Annotated in this window: 22 protein-coding genes; 6 read left to right on the top strand and 16 right to left on the bottom strand. The window is 75.2% G+C overall.

All coding sequences use genetic code 11. The annotated features are described in order from the left end of the window. Positions 1 to 31 precede the first annotated feature (31 nt). A complete protein-coding gene (locus FS882_RS12080) occupies positions 32 to 1132 on the top strand; it encodes a DNA glycosylase AlkZ-like family protein (protein ID WP_158373313.1) in 1101 nt (366 codons plus the stop codon). A 15-nt stretch (positions 1133 to 1147) separates the two neighbouring features. Here the strand turns inward: FS882_RS12080 and FS882_RS12075 are convergent, their stop codons facing one another. The 8 genes from FS882_RS12075 to FS882_RS12040 form a co-directional block, all read right to left on the bottom strand. Continuing rightward, positions 1148 to 2203, bottom strand: a complete 1056-nt coding sequence (locus FS882_RS12075; protein WP_262348262.1) for a family 43 glycosylhydrolase — start codon at positions 2201 to 2203, stop codon at positions 1148 to 1150. Beyond that, a complete protein-coding gene (locus FS882_RS12070; RefSeq protein ID WP_158373312.1) occupies positions 2191 to 3498 on the bottom strand; it encodes a family 1 glycosylhydrolase in 1308 nt (435 codons plus the stop codon). Before FS882_RS12070 ends, FS882_RS12075 begins: the two co-directional genes overlap by 13 nt. Beyond that, positions 3495 to 4400 (bottom strand): carbohydrate ABC transporter permease, encoded by a 906-nt coding sequence (locus FS882_RS12065; RefSeq protein ID WP_158373311.1) that lies wholly within the window; start codon positions 4398 to 4400, stop codon positions 3495 to 3497. The genes FS882_RS12070 and FS882_RS12065 overlap by 4 nt, the downstream gene beginning before the upstream one ends. Then, the gene (locus tag FS882_RS12060; protein WP_158373310.1) at positions 4400 to 5368 is read right to left on the bottom strand and encodes a carbohydrate ABC transporter permease; all 969 of its coding nucleotides are present in this window, start codon (positions 5366 to 5368) and stop codon (positions 4400 to 4402) included. Before FS882_RS12060 ends, FS882_RS12065 begins: the two co-directional genes overlap by 1 nt. Positions 5369 to 5441: 73 nt before the next feature. Continuing rightward, a complete protein-coding gene (locus FS882_RS12055; RefSeq protein WP_158373309.1) occupies positions 5442 to 6701 on the bottom strand; it encodes an ABC transporter substrate-binding protein in 1260 nt (419 codons plus the stop codon). A gap of 102 nt (positions 6702 to 6803) precedes the next feature. Then, on the bottom strand, positions 6804 to 7841 hold the full coding sequence (locus FS882_RS12050) for a LacI family DNA-binding transcriptional regulator (RefSeq protein ID WP_158373308.1): 1038 nt from the start codon (positions 7839 to 7841) through the stop codon (positions 6804 to 6806). Between the two features lie 57 nt (positions 7842 to 7898). Next, the gene (gene nhaA, locus FS882_RS12045; protein WP_158373307.1) at positions 7899 to 9185 is read right to left on the bottom strand and encodes a Na+/H+ antiporter NhaA; all 1287 of its coding nucleotides are present in this window, start codon (positions 9183 to 9185) and stop codon (positions 7899 to 7901) included. Between the two features lie 134 nt (positions 9186 to 9319). After that, a complete protein-coding gene (locus tag FS882_RS12040) occupies positions 9320 to 10201 on the bottom strand; it encodes an alpha/beta fold hydrolase (RefSeq protein WP_158373306.1) in 882 nt (293 codons plus the stop codon). An 89-nt stretch (positions 10202 to 10290) separates the two neighbouring features. Between FS882_RS12040 and FS882_RS12035 the strand changes: the two genes are divergently transcribed. Beyond that, on the top strand, positions 10291 to 10746 hold the full coding sequence (locus FS882_RS12035) for a MarR family winged helix-turn-helix transcriptional regulator (protein ID WP_158373305.1): 456 nt from the start codon (positions 10291 to 10293) through the stop codon (positions 10744 to 10746). Positions 10747 to 10861: 115 nt separating this feature from the next. On the opposite strand, the gene FS882_RS21005 is transcribed toward FS882_RS12035, so the two are convergent. Beyond that, entirely contained in the window at positions 10862 to 11038 is a 177-nt protein-coding gene (locus tag FS882_RS21005) for a hypothetical protein (RefSeq protein WP_187365273.1), read from the bottom strand. A gap of 61 nt (positions 11039 to 11099) precedes the next feature. On the opposite strand from FS882_RS21005, the gene FS882_RS12030 reads away from it, so the two are divergent. Both FS882_RS12030 and FS882_RS12025 read left to right on the top strand, forming a co-directional pair. Further along, complete coding sequence (locus FS882_RS12030; protein WP_187365272.1) at positions 11100 to 11606, top strand: hypothetical protein; 507 nt, start codon at positions 11100 to 11102, stop codon at positions 11604 to 11606. Positions 11607 to 11658: 52 nt separating this feature from the next. Continuing rightward, positions 11659 to 11838 (top strand): hypothetical protein, encoded by a 180-nt coding sequence (locus tag FS882_RS12025; RefSeq protein ID WP_158373303.1) that lies wholly within the window; start codon positions 11659 to 11661, stop codon positions 11836 to 11838. A gap of 21 nt (positions 11839 to 11859) precedes the next feature. Here FS882_RS12025 and FS882_RS12020 read toward each other — a convergent pair whose 3' ends face one another. Continuing rightward, on the bottom strand, positions 11860 to 12300 hold the full coding sequence (locus tag FS882_RS12020; protein WP_158373302.1) for a hypothetical protein: 441 nt from the start codon (positions 12298 to 12300) through the stop codon (positions 11860 to 11862). Between the two features lie 549 nt (positions 12301 to 12849). Here FS882_RS12020 and FS882_RS12015 point away from each other — a divergent pair. Continuing rightward, positions 12850 to 13242, top strand: a complete 393-nt coding sequence (locus tag FS882_RS12015; RefSeq protein ID WP_158373301.1) for a hypothetical protein — start codon at positions 12850 to 12852, stop codon at positions 13240 to 13242. A gap of 46 nt (positions 13243 to 13288) precedes the next feature. Continuing rightward, the gene (locus tag FS882_RS12010) at positions 13289 to 13642 is read left to right on the top strand and encodes a DUF6221 family protein (RefSeq protein ID WP_187365271.1); all 354 of its coding nucleotides are present in this window, start codon (positions 13289 to 13291) and stop codon (positions 13640 to 13642) included. Positions 13643 to 13777: 135 nt separating this feature from the next. Here the strand turns inward: FS882_RS12010 and FS882_RS12005 are convergent, their stop codons facing one another. The 6 genes from FS882_RS12005 to FS882_RS11980 all read right to left on the bottom strand — a co-directional run bounded on the left by FS882_RS12005 (position 13778) and on the right by FS882_RS11980 (position 18480). Further along, positions 13778 to 14215, bottom strand: a complete 438-nt coding sequence (locus tag FS882_RS12005) for a hypothetical protein (RefSeq protein ID WP_158373299.1) — start codon at positions 14213 to 14215, stop codon at positions 13778 to 13780. Then, positions 14212 to 14571, bottom strand: a complete 360-nt coding sequence (locus FS882_RS12000) for a lipopolysaccharide assembly LapA domain-containing protein (protein ID WP_158373298.1) — start codon at positions 14569 to 14571, stop codon at positions 14212 to 14214. Before FS882_RS12000 ends, FS882_RS12005 begins: the two co-directional genes overlap by 4 nt. 168 nt (positions 14572 to 14739) lie before the next feature. After that, positions 14740 to 15681 carry a siderophore-interacting protein gene (locus FS882_RS11995; RefSeq protein ID WP_158373297.1) on the bottom strand — a complete coding sequence of 314 codons (942 nt, stop codon included), beginning with the start codon at positions 15679 to 15681 and terminating at the stop codon, positions 14740 to 14742. Between the two features lie 69 nt (positions 15682 to 15750). Then, positions 15751 to 16881 (bottom strand): VIT1/CCC1 transporter family protein, encoded by a 1131-nt coding sequence (locus tag FS882_RS11990; protein WP_158373296.1) that lies wholly within the window; start codon positions 16879 to 16881, stop codon positions 15751 to 15753. Between the two features lie 161 nt (positions 16882 to 17042). After that, positions 17043 to 17408 (bottom strand): hypothetical protein, encoded by a 366-nt coding sequence (locus FS882_RS11985; protein ID WP_158373295.1) that lies wholly within the window; start codon positions 17406 to 17408, stop codon positions 17043 to 17045. A gap of 61 nt (positions 17409 to 17469) precedes the next feature. After that, the gene (locus FS882_RS11980) at positions 17470 to 18480 is read right to left on the bottom strand and encodes a TIGR03557 family F420-dependent LLM class oxidoreductase (RefSeq protein WP_158373294.1); all 1011 of its coding nucleotides are present in this window, start codon (positions 18478 to 18480) and stop codon (positions 17470 to 17472) included. Positions 18481 to 18532: the final 52 nt, after the last annotated feature.

Genomic DNA, 18532 nt, shown 5'->3' with positions numbered 1-18532 from the left:
CGTGTCGGGGGGCGCTCGTACGCTGCGGGGCATGACGATCTCGTCGGCGCAGGCGCTGGCGTGGCGGCTCGGCCGGCAGCACCTGGTGTCCGGCGCGGCCTCCGCGGCCGACGCCGTGCGCCGGCTCGGCGCCGTCCCCGCGTGGTCCGGCGACGCCGACCTGGCCGTGCGCCGCCGCCTCACGGACCCGGCACCGGACGCGGTCGCGGCCGCGGTGCGGTCCGGCGACCTGCTCCGCACGTTCGCGTTCCGCGGCTCCTCGCACCTGATGGCAGCCGACGAGGCCGGCGTGTACCTCGCGGTGCGGACCACGAGCCGGCAGTGGGCGCTGCGCAGCTGGCAGGAGCACTACGACCTGCGCCCCGAGGACTGGCCCGCGCTCCTCGACGCGGTGCGCGCGGCGCTCGCCGACGGGCCGCTGGACCGCGAGGCGTTCGCCGCCGCGGTCACCGCGGTCCCGCGGTTCGCGCACCTGGGCGCGGCGCTGCTGCACCCGAGCATGACCCTGCTCAAGCCGATCGCCTGGCACGGCGAGCTGTGCTTCGGCCCGTCGGCGGGCGGCCGGCCGACGTTCGCGTCGCCCTCGGCGAGCCCGGCGTGGCGGGGCCTGCCGGACCTCGACGAGGCGGGGCGCCGGGCGGTCGTCGGCTACCTCGGCGCGTACGGCCCGGCGACCCGGGCGAACCTGCACTACTGGCTCGCCGACGGCCTGAGCGCGGGCCGGCGGCGCGTCGAGCGGTGGACCGACGAGGTGCTGGCCGACGCGGCGGCGGAGGTGGCGGTCGACGGGGAGCCGGCGCTGCTGCTGCGCGAGCACGTGGCGGAGGTCGAGGCGGCGGAGCCCACCGACGCCGTGACGCTGCTGGCGGGGCACGACCAGTGGGTGCTCGGGCCGGGCACCGCCGACACCCGGGTGGTGCCCGCGGAGCGGCGGGCCGAGGTCACCCGGGGCGCGGCGCTCGTGCTGCACGGCGGGGTCGTCGCCGGCACCTGGTCGACCGGGCCCTCGACCCTCGACGTGACGTGGTCCGCCGAGGCGGGGCCGCCGCCGCGCGACGCGCTCGCCGCGGAGGCGCGCCGGCTGGCCGCCCTGCTCGGGCACCCCGGCGAGCTGCGGGTGACGACCGCCTGAGCCCGGCGCCCGGCCTCAGGTCCCCGCGGGCCCGAGCACGTCCGTGCTCGTCGGCACCGGCCGGGTGTCCGGGACCGGTGTGCCCCAGACGGGGTTGCCGTGGTCGTCGAACGGCAGGACCTGGGCGCGGGCGTGCCGGTTGGGGTCCCACAGCGGGTCGCCGACGATCTCGGTGTAGGTGCGGGCGTGGTAGACGAGCACGGGGGTGCCGTCGGGCAGCTCGGTGAACGAGTTGTGCCCCGGCCCGTACTGGCCCGCGGCCGGGTCGGACACGAACACCGGCGTCTCGCTCTTGGTCCACGACGCCGGGTCGAGCAGGTCGGACCCCAGGTCGGCGGTCAGCACGCCCATCGCGTAGTCGATCCCGGTCGCGGCGCCCGAGTACGTGAGGAAGACGCGGCCGCCGCGGACCAGGACCGAGGGGCCCTCGTTGACCCAGAACCCCTTGACCTCCCAGTCGAACTCCGGGCGGGACAGCTCGACCGCCGGCCCGGCCAGCGTCCACGGGTTCGCCATCGGGGCGATGTACAGGTTGGAGTGCCCGCGCACGTCGAACGCCTGCTGCGCCCAGACCAGGTACTGGGTGCCGTCGATCACCGCGCTGGTCGCGTCGAGGGCGAACGACTCCCACCCGGTGTCGACCTGGCCCCGCTCGACCCACTGCCCCTCGAACGGGTCGGCGGCGGTGTTCTCCAGCACGTAGACCCGGTGGTTGAACGTCTCGGCGGTCCCGGGCACGTCCACCGTCCCGTGGTCGTCCGGGGCCGCGGCGTAGTACACGTACCAGGCGTCGCCGACGCGGTGGATCTCCGGCGCCCAGATCAGGTGCGACTGCGGGCCGGCGGCGTGCCGCTCCCAGATCGTCACCTCCTCGGCCGCCTGCAGGTCCTCCAGGCGCTCCGCGCGCCGGAGCACGATCCGGTCGTACAGCGGGTGCGAGCCCGTGAAGTAGTACTGCCCCCCGTGCCGCAGCACGCACGGGTCCGCCCGCTGCAGCACGATCGGGTTCACGCCGACCCCCGCGCCCACACCCGCGCCCGCCCCGCTGCCCACGTCCGTCACGCCGCCCACCGCCTCTCCTCCGCCGCGGCGGCGCCGTTGGCCCGCGCGTCGGTCGCCAGCGCGCGGTACGTGTCCGCGACCGGCGTCCGCCGGCGGTCCAGCCCGCCGGCGCCGTCCTCGACCAGGTCGAACAGCCCCATCGTCAGCAGGTACTCCTCGCGCTCGGCGGTGCCGTGCCGGTAGGTCCACTCGTACATGTCGAACACCGGCCACCAGGTGTACCCCACCACGCGGTGCCCCAGGGAGCGCAACGTGCGGATCGCCGCCACCGACTCGTGCAGCCAGGCCACCCGGTCCGCGACCGGGGCGGTCACCGCGGTCTCGGTCAGCATGACGGGCGCGCCGTGCCGGCGCTCGGCCTCGAGCAGCACCTCGACCAGCCCGGCCACCCCGGCGTCCTGCGCGGGTCGCGGGTCGGCGAACCCGCCCCCGTGGTGCACGCCGTCCTCGAACACCTCGGTCGAGATCCGCGGGTAGTAGTTGACGCCCATGACGTCGGGCCGCACGGCGTGGTCGGCGAACCAGGCGAGCGCCGCGTCGTCCATCCCGTGCGCGCGCAGCGCGCCGGCGAGCGGGTGCCGGTCGTCGACCGCCCCGGTGACCAGGTCCTCGACCAGGTGCGCCTGGTGGGTGAGCCGCTCGGCCTGCGCGCGGTGCTCCCCGTGCACGTCCCCGGCGTACCGCATCGAGGCGTCGACGTGCATGAACGTCGCCCGGTCGCCGAGCACCTCGGCGATCCCCCGCTGGGTGCGGACGAAGCCCTCGCCCAGCGCGCGGACCATCGTCGTCAGCCCGGTGTCGCCCGTGAGGTACGGCGGCCAGTAGCCGTACACGCCGCAGAACAGCGCGTGGATCATCGGCTCGTTGACCGGCGTGTAGTCGGTGACCCGGTCGCCGTACCGCTCCGCGAACGCGACGCCGTACTCGGCGACCACCCGCGGGTAGTCGGGGTGCGCGAACTGGCCGTCGAGCCAGAGCGGCGTCCCGTAGTGCAGCAGGTCGATGACCGGCCGCAGCCCGAGCTCGCCGAACCGGTCGACGACCCGGTCCACCCAGGACCAGTCCCACACCCCGCGCTCGGGGTTCACCCGGTGCCAGGGCACGCCCCAGCGCAGGAACGTCGCCCCCGCGTCCGACGCGAGGCCGAGGTCCTCGGCGTACCGCGCGTAGTGGTCGGTGAGCGCGTACTCGTCGATCGGGCGCTCGCCCGGGCCGCCCTGCGGCACGAACGTGTCCTCGATGCCGAGCCCGAAGTGAAGGGCACCGTCCTCGAACCAGCGGCCGCCGGCCGCGACCCCGGTCACTTGAGCCCCGTGGTGGCGATGGACTCGATGAACTTGCGCTGCACGAGCATGAAGGCGAGGACCAGCGGGACGACGGCGACGAGCGCGCCGGCCATCATGACGCCGTACGGCACGATGCCGCCGGGGCCGGTGAGCTGGGTGAGTCCGGATGTGATCGTGCCCATCTCCCGTTGCGTGGTGAAGACCAGCGGCCAGAGCAGGTCGTTCCAGTTGTTGACGAAGACGAAGATCGCGAGCGTGAGGACCGCGGGGCGTGCGTTCGGCAGCACGATCTGCCAGAACACGCGCAGCTCGGACGCGCCGTCGATCCGGGCGGCGTTGTCGAGGTCGCGCGGCAGCGCCACGAAGAACTGCCGGAGGAAGAAGATCCCGAACGCGTCGGCGGCGCGGGGCGCGATCAGCCCGGCGAACGTGTTGACCCAGCCCAGGTCGCTGACGATCTGGTAGACGGGGATCAGGGTGGCCTGGAACGGGATCATCAGCGTCGCGACGATCGCGACCAGCAGCGTCCGCCGGCCCCGGAAGTCGATCCGGGCCAGCGCGTACGCGGCCAGCGCGTCGAAGGCGACCGCGAACAGCGTGACGCCGCCGGCGAAGAGGAAGCTGTTGCCGATCAGCCGCGCGAACGGCAGGTCGGCGAAGATCCGCTGGAAGTTCGCGGTCGTCCACGCGTCGGGCAGCAGCGTCGGCGGGTAGGCGTTGACCTCCGCGGTCGGCTTGAACGCCGTGAACAGCACGATGAACAGCGGCAGCAGCACGATCAGCGTGGCGACCGTGACCGCGGCCGTGAGCAGGACCGTGGAGAGGCGGACCCGGCGACGGCCGGCGGCGACGACGCGCCGCCGCTCGGGGGCCGGGGCGGGCGCCGGCGCGGCGCCGGGGGTCAGGGTGGCGGCGGACATCAGGACTCCTCCTCGCGGCGCCCGAAGAACACGAACTGGACGATGCTCAGCGCGAGGGTGGCGAGCAGCAGGACGTAGGACAGGGCCGAGGCGAACCCGAGGTCGAGCTTGCGGAACCCGGACTCGTAGATCTCCATCACGACGGTCTGGGTGTTGCCGTAGGGGCCGCCGCCGGTCATCACGTAGATCTGGTCGAAGGCCTGCAGGGCGGCGATCAGCGCGAAGATCAGCACGAACGCCGTGGTGTTCGACAGCATCGGCAGCGTGATGTGCCGGAACCGGGACCAGGCGCCGGCGCCGTCCATCTTCGCGGCCTCGTACAGCGAGCCCGGGATCTCCTGGAGCCCGGCCATGAAGATCACCATGTAGAAACCGAAGTTCTTCCACACCGCGACCAGGGCGACGGCGGGCATCGCCAGCGTCGGGTCCTGCAGCACGTTGCCCAGGTCGATCCCGACGCCGCGCAGCCAGTAGTGCAGCAGGCCGACCTGCGGGTCGATCAGGTACGACCACGCCAGGGCGGCCACGGCGAGCGAGATGATGAACGGCAGGAACAGCGAGGTGCGGAACAGCCCGCGCAACGGCAGCCGGTCGTTGGTCAGCAGCAGCGCGAGCGCCAGCGCCACCACCACGGCCGTCGGCGTGAACAGCAGGGCGTAGACCACCGTGTTCAGCACCGCGTCGCGGATGTCGGGGTCGGTGAAGATCCGGGTGTAGTTGTCCAGCCCGACCCACTCGGCCTGGCCGAACCCGCTCGCGTCGGTGAACGACATCTGCAGCGCCGAGACCATCGGCCAGACGACGAACACCGCGAGGATGATCAGGGCCGGCGCGAGGAACGCGAGGGCGGTGCGGGTGCGGCGGCTGCCGGTGCGGGTGCGCTGCCGGACGGGGCCGCCGCGCCCGCCGAGCGGGGCGGGTGCGCGGTAGGCCCGCTTGCGGGACCCGGCCGCGTGCGCGGTCGTCATGAGGGGTGCCTCTCGAGGGTGGCGGGCCGCCCCCGGGTGCAGGGGGTCCCGGGGGCGGCCGGTCCGGAACGGGTCAGTCGTCGAGCGCGGCCTGGATCGCGGTCTGCGCCTGCGCCAGCAGGTCGTCGACCGGCTCCCCGGCCATCGCCCGCTGGGTCAGGTCGTCGACCGCGGTCAGCACGTCGGTGCTGTTCACCACGCCGGGCAGCAGCGGGCGGCCGAGCTCGGCCTGCTCCGTGAGCGCGGCCACGACCGGGTTCTCGTCCACCTCGTCGGCGGCGATGTCGGTGCGCAGCGGGGGCCAGCCCGAGCCGAGCGCCCAGGCGACCGACTCCTCGCGGGACAGGAAGTAGGAGAAGAACTCCTGCGCCGCGGCCTGCTGGGCCTGGTCGGCCTGCCGGGTCAGCGCCATCGAGACGCCGATCGCGGACGCCGCCTGCTCCTCGGGCCCGGCCGGGACCGGCGCGATGCCGTAGTCGATCCCGTTCTCCTCGGAGACGGTGGCCATCCACGGGCCGCCGATGTACATCGCGACGCGGCCGCTGCTGAACAGGCTGTCGCCGCTCACGCCGTCGACGCCGGTCGGGCTGATCTTCCCGGCCGCGACCGCGTCGTGCCAGAACTCGAGCGTCTCGGCGTTCTCGGGCGAGTCGATGACCGCCTCGCCGTCCTCGACGATCCCGCCGCCGTTGCCGTAGAACAGCGTCGGCCAGACGCCGTTGCCGACCGTGGCGTGGTCGGCGAGCGCCAGGCCGTACTGCTCGGGGGTGCCGTCGCCGTTCTCGTCGACCGTCAGCGCCTGGGCGGCGGCGACCCACTCGTCCCAGGTCGTCGGCACGGCCACGCCCGCGGCGTCGAGCAGGGCCTTGTTGTAGAACATCGTGAGCGGCACGAAGCCGGTCGGGACGCCGTAGGCGGTGCCGTCGACGGTGACCATGTCGAGCGCCCCGGCGTTGAGGTCCGGCGTGGCCCCGTCGTCGGCGTAGAAGTCGTCGAGCTCGACGAACGCGCCGCGGTCGGCGTAGACCGGCAGGCGCTCGGCCGGCATGGCGACGATCTCCGGGCCGTTGTCCGCGGACAGCGCCGGCAGGAACGTGTCGTCGATGACGTCCCAGGGGTTCACCTGCGTGGTGATCGTGATCTCGCCGTCGTGGGCGGCGTTGAAGTCGTCGACGATCTGCTCGAGCACGTCGCCGTCGGCCTCCGTGTACCCGTGCCAGAAGGTGAGCTCGACGGGGCCGTCGGAGTCGGCGGAGGAGCCGCCGCCGGAGCAGGCGGCGAGGGTGAGCGCCAGGCAGACCGGCGCGACGAGGAGGGCGGGGGTGCGCTTCATTGCGTGGTGTCCTTTCGGGGAGAGCCCGCATACAACGTTGTAAGACAACGTTGTAAGTGGGATCGTGCGGCACGGGGCCAGGGCGTGTCAACCCGGCCGGGGTCAGGCCCCGGTGGACTCCCGCACGACCAGCCGGAACGCCGGCGCGAGCACGCGGGGCTCCAGCTCGCCGCGGGCCCGGTCGTCGATGCGCTCGCGCAGCAGCCGCACCGCCTCGCGGGCGATGTCGTGCCGGCCGGGCTCCACGGTCGTCAGGCTCGGGTAGGTGTACCGGCCGTCGGCGACGTCGTCGAAGCCGACCAGCGCGACGTCACCGGGTACGGCGACGCCGCGCTCCTGGAGCGAGCGCAGCGCCCCGAGCGCGAGGTCGTCGTTCATCGCGAACACCGCGTCCATCCGCACGCCCGCGTCCAGCACCCGCGCCATCGCCTCGGCGCCGCTGCTCCGGTCCCAGGTCTCGACCGGCACCACCAGCGCGTCGTCGACCACGAGGCCGGCCCCCTCGACCGCGGCCCGGTAGCCGGCGTACCGCAGCGCGGCCACGCCGGTCTCCTCGGTCGCGTGCGCGCCCAGCAGCATCACCCGCCGCCGCCCGAGCCCGAGCAGGTGGTCCGTCGCCGCGCGCGCCGCCGCCTCGTGCTGCATCGTCACGTGGTCGACCGGCCCCGGGAACAGCGGCTCGCCCAGCACGACCAGCGGCCGGCCCGCCGGATCCGGCGTGACGTCCTCGTGGGTCAGCCCGAGCGGAGCCAGCAGCAGCCCGTCGGTCAGCGACAGCCGGGGGTTGCGCAGCGCCTCGAGCTCGCGCTCCCGCAGCCCGCCGGTCTGCTCGACCAGGACCACGAGGTCCTGCTCGGCGGCGACCCGGATCACCTCGTCCGCCAGCTGGGCGAAGAACGCCTGGCTCAGCTCCGGGACCGCCAGCCCGATCACCCCGCTGCGGCCGAGCCGCAGGTTCCGCGCCGCGAGGTTCGGCCGGTAGCCCACCTGCTCGACCGCGGCGAGCACCCTCGCGCGGGTCGACTCCCGCACCTGCGGGTGGTCGTTGAGCACGTTGGACACCGTCTTGAACGACACGCCCGCCACCTGCGCGACGTCGCGCAGCGTCGGGGCGGCCCTGCCCTCGGGTTCGATCGCCACGGGGTTGAGGTTACAACGTTGCAACCGGTCCCGGGCGCGAGGCGCGGCGCCGCCCGGTCACCGCGCGGCCCCGGGACCCGCCAGGCCACCACCGACCGCCGGCTGGACCCGGTCCACCTGGCCGTCCTCGTTCATGTCGGCGTCCCGGGGGCGTCGGGCGTCCCGGCGCAGCAGCACGGCCGCGCCCGTCGCCGCGACCAGGGTCGCCCCGAGCACGGCGATCTTCGCGGCGCCGACCATGCCCTGGTCGCCCTCGAAGGCGAGCTCGGCGATCAGCAGCGACACGGTGAACCCGATACCGGCGAGGAGCGCCACCGGCGCCAGGTCCCGGACGCCGATGCCGTCCGGCAGGCGCAGGCCCGACCCGCGCGTCACCAGCGCGACGACGCCCAGGATCCCGATCACCTTGCCCGCGACGAGGCCGAGGACGACCGCGGGCACCACCGGCTCCGCCACCAGCCCGGCGAACCCGTCGCCCCCCACGACCGTCACCCCGGCCGCGAAGAACGCGAACACCGGCAGCGCGACCACCGCGGACCAGGGCTTGATCGCGTGCTCGTAGCGCTGCGCGCGCGAACCCGCCTCCCGGTTCACCGGGCGCGCCGGGACCGTGAGCCCGAGCAGCACCCCGGCGATCGTGGCGTGCACGCCCGAGGCGTGCATGAACCCCCAGGCGACCAGCCCGACCGGCCACAGCAGCCACGGGTGGACGTACGGCGAGCGGGCGAGCGCCGCGAACGCGGCGACCGCCGCCAGCGCGCCCGCGAGCGGGCCCCAGGCCAGGCCGTCGGAGTAGAACGCGGCGATCACCGTGATCGCGAGGAGGTCGTCGACCACGGCCAGCGTGAGCAGGAACGTGCGGATCGCGATCGGCAGCCCGCGGCCGAAGATCGCCAGCACGGCGAGGGCGAACGCGATGTCGGTGGCCGTCGGCACCGCCCAGCCCGACAGCGCGTCGTCGTCCCCGGCGGCCACCACGACCGCGACGTACAGCACGGCCGGCACCAGCATCCCGCCGACGGCCGCCAGCACCGGGACGGCCGCGCGGCGCGGATCCCGCAGGCTCCCGGCGACGATCTCGTGCTTGAGCTCGAGCCCGACCGCGAAGAAGAAGATCGCCAGCAGCCCGTCAGCGGCCCAGTGCGCCAGGTCCAGGTCCAGGTGCAGCGCGCCCGGTCCCAGCGTGAACCCGGACAGGTCGGCGTACGCACCGCGCCACGGCGAGTTGGCCCAGACCAGGGCGACGAGCGCGGCCGCGACCAGCAGGGCGCCTCCCGTCGTCTCGCGGGACGCCCAGCGGGACAGCGCGGACGGGGCGTGGGCGTGCGGGGGCGAGGGGGTCATGCGGTACTCCCGGGGCGGCTGGACCACCTGCCCGGAGGGTCGCCGGGCAGGGAGCCGACCAGACTTCCCGGCACACCGCGTCCCAGGGTACGGGGCGACCGGGGGCGGCGCCCGCGGGGCGGGCGCCGCCCCCCTCAGGCGTCCACCTCCCGGGTGAACGCGAGCACCGCCGCCGCGAGCGCCTCGGGCGCCTCGAGAGCCACGTGGTGCCCGACCCCCTCGAGCAGGACCGACGCGACCTCGCCCTGCACGACGTGACCGAGGGTCGCCGCGGTGAACGGCCCGCCGGACCCGCCGACGGCGAGGGCGGGCGCGGTCACCGGGCGGGCGGCGACGAGAGCGCGGAGCTCGTCGCCCTCGCCCAGGACCGACCGGTAGAGCCCCGCGGCCCCGCGCCAGCCCCCGGGCCGCGCGAAGGTGCGCGCGAACTCGTCGACGTCGCGCTCGGTGACCGACCCGGGCACGGCCGTCATCGACGGGAACCACGTCCGCAGCAGCGCGCGCTCCCGCCCGGAGAGCAGCAGCTCCGGGATCCCCGGGGCGGCGAGCGCGCCGATGTGCCAGGAACCGCCCCGGGCCACGTCGGCGAACGCCTCGAGCCCGAATCCGGCCAGGCCCATCTCGACGGCGATGAGGCTCGCCACGTCCGCCGGGTGACCGGTCGCCAGGCGCAGCACGGTGCCGCCCGCCACGTCCTGCCCGAGCAGGTGCACCGGCCCGAGCCCGAGGTGGCCGACGAGCGCGTGCAGGTCCTCGGCCGCGACGGCGCTGCCGACGCCCTCGCCGGCGACCGCGGAGTCCCCGAAGCCCCGCAGGTCGACCGCGACCACGCGGTGCTCCGCCGCGAGCAGCGGGATCAGGCGGTGGAACGCCCACCAGGACTCGGGGAAGCCGTGCACGAGCAGGACGGGCGACCCCGCGTCCCCGGCGGTGACGTAGTGCAGCGTCGTGCCGTTGACGTCGGCGCGGTGATGGCGGACGCCCGCGACGTCGGCGGGGGTGGTGGTGACGGACATGGTGACCTCCTGGTTGACAACGTGGTTGTCAGACTCGCGTTGCGCAACCTGGTTGTCAAGACCACCGGACCGGCCCTACGCTCAGGGCCGTGCCCGAACCGACCCGCGGCGTCCAGCTCGCCCTCCTGCTGCTGGGCGCGTTCGAGGAGATGGTCGACGACGTCGTCGAGCACCTCGCGGCGCACGGGCACCCCGGCGTGACCGCGAACCTCGAGTTCGCGCTCGTCGCGGTCGCGGAGGGCGCGGACAGCGCCTCGGCCCTCGGACGCACCCTCGGCACCACCCGGCAGGCGGCGGCGAAGACCGTCGCGACGCTCGAGCAGCTCGGCTACGTCGAGCGAGTGGACGACCCGCAGGACGCCCGGCTCAAGCGCCTGCGGGTGACCCCGCGCGGCGACGAGATGACGGCGATCGGCGCCGCGCGGTTCGACGCGCTGCGGGACCGGTGGGTCGCGCGGCTCGAGCCGGGGACGGCCGAGGCCGCCGAGGCGGCGCTGGGCCTGCTCCGGGCCCCCCGGGCCGCCCCCGGAGCCGGCACGCCCTGACCCGCGCAGGGTGTCGCAGACCTGCGCCAACCCGGACCTGCGGTCGCGGCCGGGCAGGGGACGAGCGCCCGGCTGCGGGTGCCGGCGGGCTGACGGGTGGCGACCCGCTGGCGGCTCAGCGCTCGCGCCTGGGCGCGGTGATCGCGGTGGACGCGTGGGCGACCGCCACCGCAGTCGCGAGCACCGCCATCACGAGGTCGAGCGTCCCGCCGCGCAGCACGAACGTCACCGCCAGTCCCGCGAAGACGACGGTGCCGACGCCGCCCAGCAACCGCTGGTGCGTCCTTCTCACCGGACCAGTGTCGCCCGCGGCGCGCGTCGGCGCAGCCGCGGGACCGGGCAGGATGGGCGGCATGGGTCTGATCTGCGACTACTTCGCCGCGCCGTCCGACGAGTCCGCCGCCGCCGTCGTGGACCGGGACGGCGGGCCCGCCGGCGTCGCGGCACCGAGCGGGTGGTCGCACGGCGTGCCCGCCCCGGCCGCGGAGGCGACGGGGCCGGGGTTCCCGACCGTGGCGGGCGGGAGCATCGACCCGGTCGTGGTGCTCGGCACGGTCACCGCCCTGCTGACCGGGCGGACGTTCGACGAGGTGCTCGCCGCGGCCGACCGGCGCGACCCGGTGGCGATGCAGGACGACGGCGCGGAGGTGGTGCTGCGGGTCGACGACGTCGTCGTGGACGCCCTCACCCGGGCGGACGACGCCGCGCTGGCCGCGGTGGCGGTCCCGTGGTCCCGGACCGACGAGCTCGCCGGGATCTCCGACCCGGAGTCGCTCGCGGAGTTCCTGCACGACCTGGCCGGGCTCGCCCGGGGAGCGCGCGAGCGCGATGAGGCGCTGTACTGCTGGGCGTGCGTCTGACGTCGGCCTCGTGCGGCACCCGGACCGCCCCGGGACGTGCCAGCATGACGAGGTGAGCGGATTCCGGCTGGGCCTCGTCGTGGTGGCGGTCGTGGTCGGCGTGGGGTCGGCGCTGCTGGGGAACTGGTGGACCGCGACCGGCATGGCGTGCGTGGTCCTCGCACAGGTGATCGCCGAGCGGGACGCCCGCCGACGGGCAGCGCGGGGCGAGCCGCGCCCGCCGCGCGGGTAGACGCCGGCCCTGTCCGCGTCGTCACGACCTGTGCGGTCGGGACCGGATCCGGACGAGACGAGCCACCGCGGTGAGGGCCGCCAGCAGCAGGACCAGCTCGAGCGGCGTCGTGTCGTGATCCAGCGGGTCCGCCAGCGACACCTCGGACATCAGCACCGCCCACTGCAGGTGGCAGCACGCCCACCAGACCCCGAGCACGACCACCCAGGCACCCGGCCCCGGCCGGGCCGGCGACCGTCCCCGCCGGACGCGCCGCCAGACGCAGACCACCGCGAGCGCCGCCGTCGCCCACCCGAGGACGGCGGCCAGCCAGGTCGGGCTCCCGTAGCCCAGGGGCTGCATCAGGCGGGTGTTGACCCAGGTCGCCTGGAGCCAGACGACGGCGGTGGCCCCGGCGACGGCGACCAGGGCGCAGCGGGCCCCGGCGTCGAGCGGGGTGCGGTCACGCGATCGTCCGGTCACGGGAAGAGCCTGGCCCGCCCGGCGCCGGCACGGCGGCACGTGCACCGGACCAGCACCCGGCCGTGACGGCACCCGCACCGGGTGCTCACGCGTCTGGTCACCCGGAAGGATGCGCGGCACGGGTCGGGACCCCCGCTCGCGGGCACGGCGAGCGGGCCCCCGGTGCAGCAGGGACCGGCGGTCGGGTCACGGGGAGGTGGTCGACACGAGTCGGGCTCACCGGTGCAGCGGGACACGGGTGCGCTGACCGTCGGCGACCGCGGGATGCGCCTGGTCGACCTGCTCGCCGCGGGCTGGGGCCACCGTGGACGACCGGGGCGTAGCCTGGGCAGCAGCCCGGCAGCGACCTCATCTCCCTCGGTGCGCCTCGTCCCGGATCGTTCGTTCGGAGGGCGTCATGCCCGTCCTGCCAGCAGTGCCCGCCCGTCCTCGGTCCGTGGACCGGCGCCCAGGGCTCATGCCCGCCGCCGGCGTCCGGCACCTCGTCGACGCGATCGCGTGCGAGTGACCACGTTCCCGCCACGAGACGACCGCCGCCCCGCAGGATCGGTGCCCGAGCAGGGCGGGCAGCTGCACGACCTGCTCCGCGCGTGGGCGCGCGGGATCGACGCGCTCGAGGCCGCCACGGAGCTCCTGATCCGTGCGGGCCTGGCGCAGCCGGCACACCCGTGGGTGCGCCGCGCGCCGGGGCGTGCGGGCGGGCAGGGCGTCGCGTGGATCGACTTCGCGGCCGTCTCCGCCTACGTCGGGCCGATGTCCCCCTCCGAGCGGCGGGTGCTGCTGTTCGCCGCGTCGCTGTCCGACGTCGACGCGGCGCCGGCGGTGCGACTGGGTGACCTGACCCGCGTGGGGGCGCGGCGGCTGGAGCTGCTGGCCGCGGCGGTGCGGCACGCGGGGGGCCGGCGCGACGCCTGGCGGGAACGGGCACGCGCAGGCGGGTGAGGGGAACCGGGTGCCGGAGCGATCCCGATCCGAGGGCGGCGCGGCGATGACGCTCACGACGTTCCTCCTCGCGCGCATCGGCGAGAGCGAGGCCGCCGCCCGTCGTCGGCTGGCGGTCGGCGGTCACCTCGGCCCGAGCGGAGGACCGGAGCGCGCGGACGGCCCCGTGTACCTCCGGGACGCGGCGGACCCGGTGCGCGTCCTGGCCGAGTGCCGCGTCCAGCGGGAGCTGATCGCCCTCGCGTACGAGGCGACGGGGCTCGACGAGACCGTGGACATGGAGCGGGAGACCGGTTCGCGGCACGAGAGCGGCGTGCACTACGTCGGGGACCGGATCCTGCGCGCGATGGCGTCGCTGTACGAGGGGCACCCCGACTTCGAGCCGACGTGGCGGTCCTGAGCGGCAGGGCGTGCCCGCCCGGCGACGGCCGCGGCGGTGATGACGCCGTCCGCCGCTGGGCGCGACGCTCACGGCCTCACGTCGCCGCCACGGATCGAGGGGCTCGACCCGGGTCGCGCCCCCGGCCCGCCACGCCTACTCGAAGCTGATGCGGTCGACGGACCGTTGCACGTCGACCGCGCGGTCGGCCTCCGCGGACTGACGCGCGGTCGCCGCGGCCGCGCGCTCGTCGCGCTGCCGGGAGACGGCGCGCCCGATGTCGGCCAGCGCCAGCGCTATCTCGTGTGCGAGCCCGTCCTCGAGCTGCGCGAGGCTGGTGCGCCCGATGAGCAGCCGCCGGTCGGAGACCTGCAGCGTCACCTGGGGGTAGCCGCGCTCGGCGAGCCTGCGGACGGTCTCCGGTCCTTCGATCGCCGCCTTCTCTGGCACGGACACCTGTCGCGAGAACACGGCCGGGACGGTGTACTGCGTCGGTGCCTGGCTCGTCCCGAGCAGCGCCGGCAGGGCGCTGGTCAGGATCGAGGCGAGCCGGAGGGGCTGCTCGCGCGTGGCGAGCTCGCCGTCGGCGGTCATCGCCGCGCTCCGGTCGGGCGACCGCCGGCGGCGCGGCGGCGGAGCTGGCCGATCCGCAGGGAGGCGAACACCAGGACGACGATCCCGACGCCGAGTCCGGCGATCAGCAGCGTCAGCGCCAGCGGCGCGGTCCCGCTCAGGCCGAGGAAGGAGACCGCGACGGGCCCGGTGTTCTGCAGCATGAACACGACGAGCGCGACGAGGACCAGCACGCCGATGCAGATGCCGAACCACGCGGCGCTCGTGCGGGTGCCCGAGGCCCGGGCGGGTGCGGCAGGGCGAGGGGCCTGCGCCGTCGGCTCGGCAGGCTGGCGGCTGGGGGTGGGAGTCGAGTGGGAAGCAGGCTGGACGGGCATGACGCCCTCCGATGCTGGATCCGGGTCGTCGCCTCACTGGGAGGTCCTCGACACCGGGCTGACCCCATTCTACGCCCGCCACCTCGGCTTCGCCCGGTCGGGGCACCCCGGGTACCCGGGGGCTGCGCCGAGGAGGCAGCCGCGACGTCCGCGAGGCGCCAGCGACCCTCAGGCCCCCTCGGCCCGCCCCTCGCGCCAGTACCCCATGAACGCCACGGCCTTCCGGTCCACCCCGCACGTCCCGACGAGGTGCCGCCGCAGCGTCTTGATCGCCCCGGCCTCCCCCGCGAGCCACGCGTAGAGCGCCGCGGACTGCCGCAGCGGCTCGCCCGTGGCGTGGTCCACGGGGACCTCCCACAGGATGCCGTCGTCGATGTCGACGTCCTCGAGCTCCATGCCCTCGGGCAGCGGGGCGTCGTGCGGCATGAGCCGCTTGCACGCGGCCTGCACCGCGGGGACGAGGAGCGAGCCGTGCGCGGCGCCGTCGCGGGGCAGCCAGCGGACGGTCACCCCGGCCGGGGCGTCGACCGGGATCGCGTCGCCGGTGACGGGGACCTCGATCAGCGCCTCGCCGCGGGCGTCGCGGGGCAGCCGCTCGAGGATGCCGGCGATCGCGGGCGCCGCGGTCTCGTCGCCCGCGAGCAGCAGGCGGTCGGCGTGCGCGGGCGGGACGAAGTCGATGCCGCCTGACGGGCCCGGGTGCTCGCGGTTCGGGCCCAGGATGACGAGGGAGTCGCCGACCTGCGCGCAGCCGGCCCACGCGGAGGCGGGCCCGGCGTCGCCGTGCAGCACCATGTCGACGTCGAGCTCGCGGACGTCGTTGCGGGCCGTCCGCGCCGTGTAGGTGCGGATCGGGTGCCGGAGCTCGTCCGGCAGGTCGCGCCACTGCAGGTACCAGGACTCGCCGGTCGGGACGACGTCGTAGCCGCAGGGCAGCGGCAGCAGCAGCTTGATGCGCTGGTCGAAGCCGTTGTCGGCGAACTGGTCCAGGTCCTCGCCGGTGAAGGTGAACCGGCGGAAGGAGGGGCTGAGGTCCACGATCCGCGACACCCGGACGTCGAAGAACCGGAACGGCGTGGTGACGGCCGGCGCGGCGGTGGACGCTGTCATGCCGTCACCGTAACCCGAAGGGAAGGCTTACCTCACCCCCTGTGTGACACATCCCACAGGGTGGACGCGTCACGCCGCCGACGTGCCGAACGCGAGGCCCAGCAGGTACGTCGCCGCGGCCGCCCCGAAGCCGATCGCCAGCTGCCGCAGCGCGCGCTTGGCGGGCGACGACCCCGACAGCACGCCGACGGTCGCGCCGGTGCCGAGCAGCGCGACACCGACCAGGCCGGAGGCCAGCGCCACGGCGCTCCACCCCTCCATGCCGAGCAGGTACGGCAGCACGGGCACGACGGCCCCGGCCGCGAAGAAGCAGAAGCTCGCCAGCGCGGCGCCGACGGCGCTGCCGACGGTCTCGTGCTCGTCGATCTCCTCACCGGCGACCACCGCCTCCTGGGGCGGCAGCGCCGCCGACGGTCCGCCGACCGCCGCGAGGTCGGCGAGCACGCCGGCCGCGCGTGCCTGCGCCTCGTCCGCGCCCATCCCCCGTGCCCGGTAGACCAGCGCGAGCTCGTTGGCGTCGAGGTCGAGGTGCGGCAGCGCCTCCCTGGCCTGCGCGCTGGGCCGGGACGCCTCGAGCAGCTCGCGCTGCGAGCGCACGGAGACGTACTCGCCCGCGCCCATCGACAGCGCGCCGGCGAGCAGGCCCGCGAGGCCGGTCAGCAGGACCGTGGACGTCGCGACGCCGCTCGCGCCGATGCCGAGCACCAGCGCCAGGTTGCTCACGAGGCCGTCGTTGGCGCCGAACACCGCGGCGCGGAACGTGCCCGACATCCGGCTGCGGCCGCGCATCGCCAGGCTGCGGACGACCTCCTCGTGGATCCGCTCGTCCGCGGCCATGGTGGGCGTCGCGTCGGCCTCGTCGCCGTAGCCGGACCGCGCCTCGGCGCGCTGGGCCAGGGCCAGGACGAACACCCCGCCGAACCGCCGCGCGAGCGCGCCGAGCACCCGCGACCGGATGTCACCGGGCAGCGGCCGCCCCACGCGGTCGCCGAGCAGGTCGAGCCAGTGCTGCTCGTGCCGCTTCTCGGCGTCGGCGAGCGCGAGCAGGATGGCGCGCTCCTCGCCCGTGCGGCGCGACGCGAGGTCGCGGTAGGCGGCGGCCTCGGCGCGCTCGTCCGCGAGGTAGCGGCGCCAGCGGCGGACCTGGCGGGCGGTGGGCGCGACGGCGGGGGCCCCGGGGGCCTGGTCGGTGGGTGGCACGGTGCTCCATCGTGGGCGCACCGGAGCCCGGAGTCACGCGATCCGCGCCGATTCGGGTGCCCGAATCGGGGCGTCCGCACCCCCGTCGACCGCGAGCCGGGACACCCCCGCACGCGGGTGCGGAGAGGCGGTCCCCGACGGGCCGGCGACCCGGCCCGCTCTCAGTCCTCCCAGGGCGGGGTGTCGTCGAGCTTCGTGTAGTACTTCGCGAGGTGGCTCTTGACCCGGTCGACGTCCTTCGCCGGCAGGTCGACGCCGCCCCGGGAGCCCTGCATGACGGCCGCCGCGGCGAACACCCCGCGCGGCACGGCGACGAGCTTCCCCCCGACCACGTCGGCGATCAGCAGCTTGTACGCGGTGAAGTTGCCCTTGGCGTCCGCGTCGTACCAGACGTGCGCGTCGCGGTACTTCTCGTTCGGCTCGTCCTCGGCGCCGGCCCACGCGCGGACGCGCTTCTCGGCGGCGGCGCCGTCCCACTCCCGGTCGCGGTCGGCCAGGGGCAGGTCCTGGAACGCGGTGACGGCCATCGGCCGCACCTCCCTCTCAACTCGACGGGTGCGCAACCCCACAGTTGCGCAAACATCCGGTTCAGGACGACGGCGCAGCGGCCCGGAGCTTCTCCAGCAGGGGACCGGCGACCTCGTCGAGGAACCGCTGCTGCGCCTGGTCGCCGACCTGGACCAGCGCGATGTCGGTGAACCCGGCCTCCCAGTACGGCTGGACCTTGGCGACGATCGCGTCGAGGTCCGGACCGCACGGGATCGTCTCCGCGACGTCGTCCGGCCGCACGAACTGGCTGGCGGCGTCGAACGCCTCGGTCGTCGGCAGGTCCGCGTTCACGTGCCAGCCGCCGGCGAACCAGCGGAACTGCTCGTGCGCGCGCTCCTTCGCCGTGGCCAGGTCAGGATCCCACGAGATCGGGATCTGGCCGATCTTGCGCGACGGCGCCGGGGTCTCGCCCCCGATCGCGTGCGCGGCCTGGGCGCGGGCCTCGTCCCACGAGGACAGCAGGTCCGCCTCGGGGTCGGTCGCCACCAGGTGGTCGGCCAGCGGGGCGAACCGGGACACCGACTGCGCGCCGGACACCGCGACGCCGATCTCCACCCGGGTGTCCGGGAGGTCCCAGAGCTGGGCGGAGTCGGTGCGGAAGTGCACGCCGTCGAAGGTCAGCCGGTCGCCGTCGAGCAGCGACCGGATGATCTCGATCGCCTCCTCGAGCATGTCGTGCCGCTCCCCGACCGCCGGCCAGCGCTCACCGACCACGTGCTCGTTGAGGTTCTCGCCCGCGCCGAGGCCCAGGGTGAACCGGCCGTCGGAGAGGACGCCGAGGGTGGCGGCCTTCTGCGCGACGACGGCCGGGTGGTACCGGACGGTCGGGCAGGTCACGTACGTCATCAGGTCGACCCGGGACGTCACCTGGGAGACCGCGCCGAGCAGCGACCACGCGTACGGCGCGTGCCCCTGCTCGTCGACCCACGGGAAGTAGTGGTCGGAGGAGACGAGGAAGTCGAAGCCGCGCTCCTCCGCGTCGGCCGCGTACCCCACGAGCTGCTTCGGCCCGGACTGCTCGGTCATGAGGGTGTACCCGAATCGCGTCATGCGATCGAGCCTCACACCGACCGGCCGCCCCGGCATCCGGAGCGCTCCGTCG

Source organism: Cellulosimicrobium cellulans, from assembly GCF_007679345.1.
Lineage (GTDB): Bacteria > Actinomycetota > Actinomycetes > Actinomycetales > Cellulomonadaceae > Cellulomonas > Cellulomonas cellulans_A.
The sequence above is the reverse complement of the archived record's forward strand: the minus strand, read 5'-3'. Positions and strand labels throughout refer to the sequence as shown.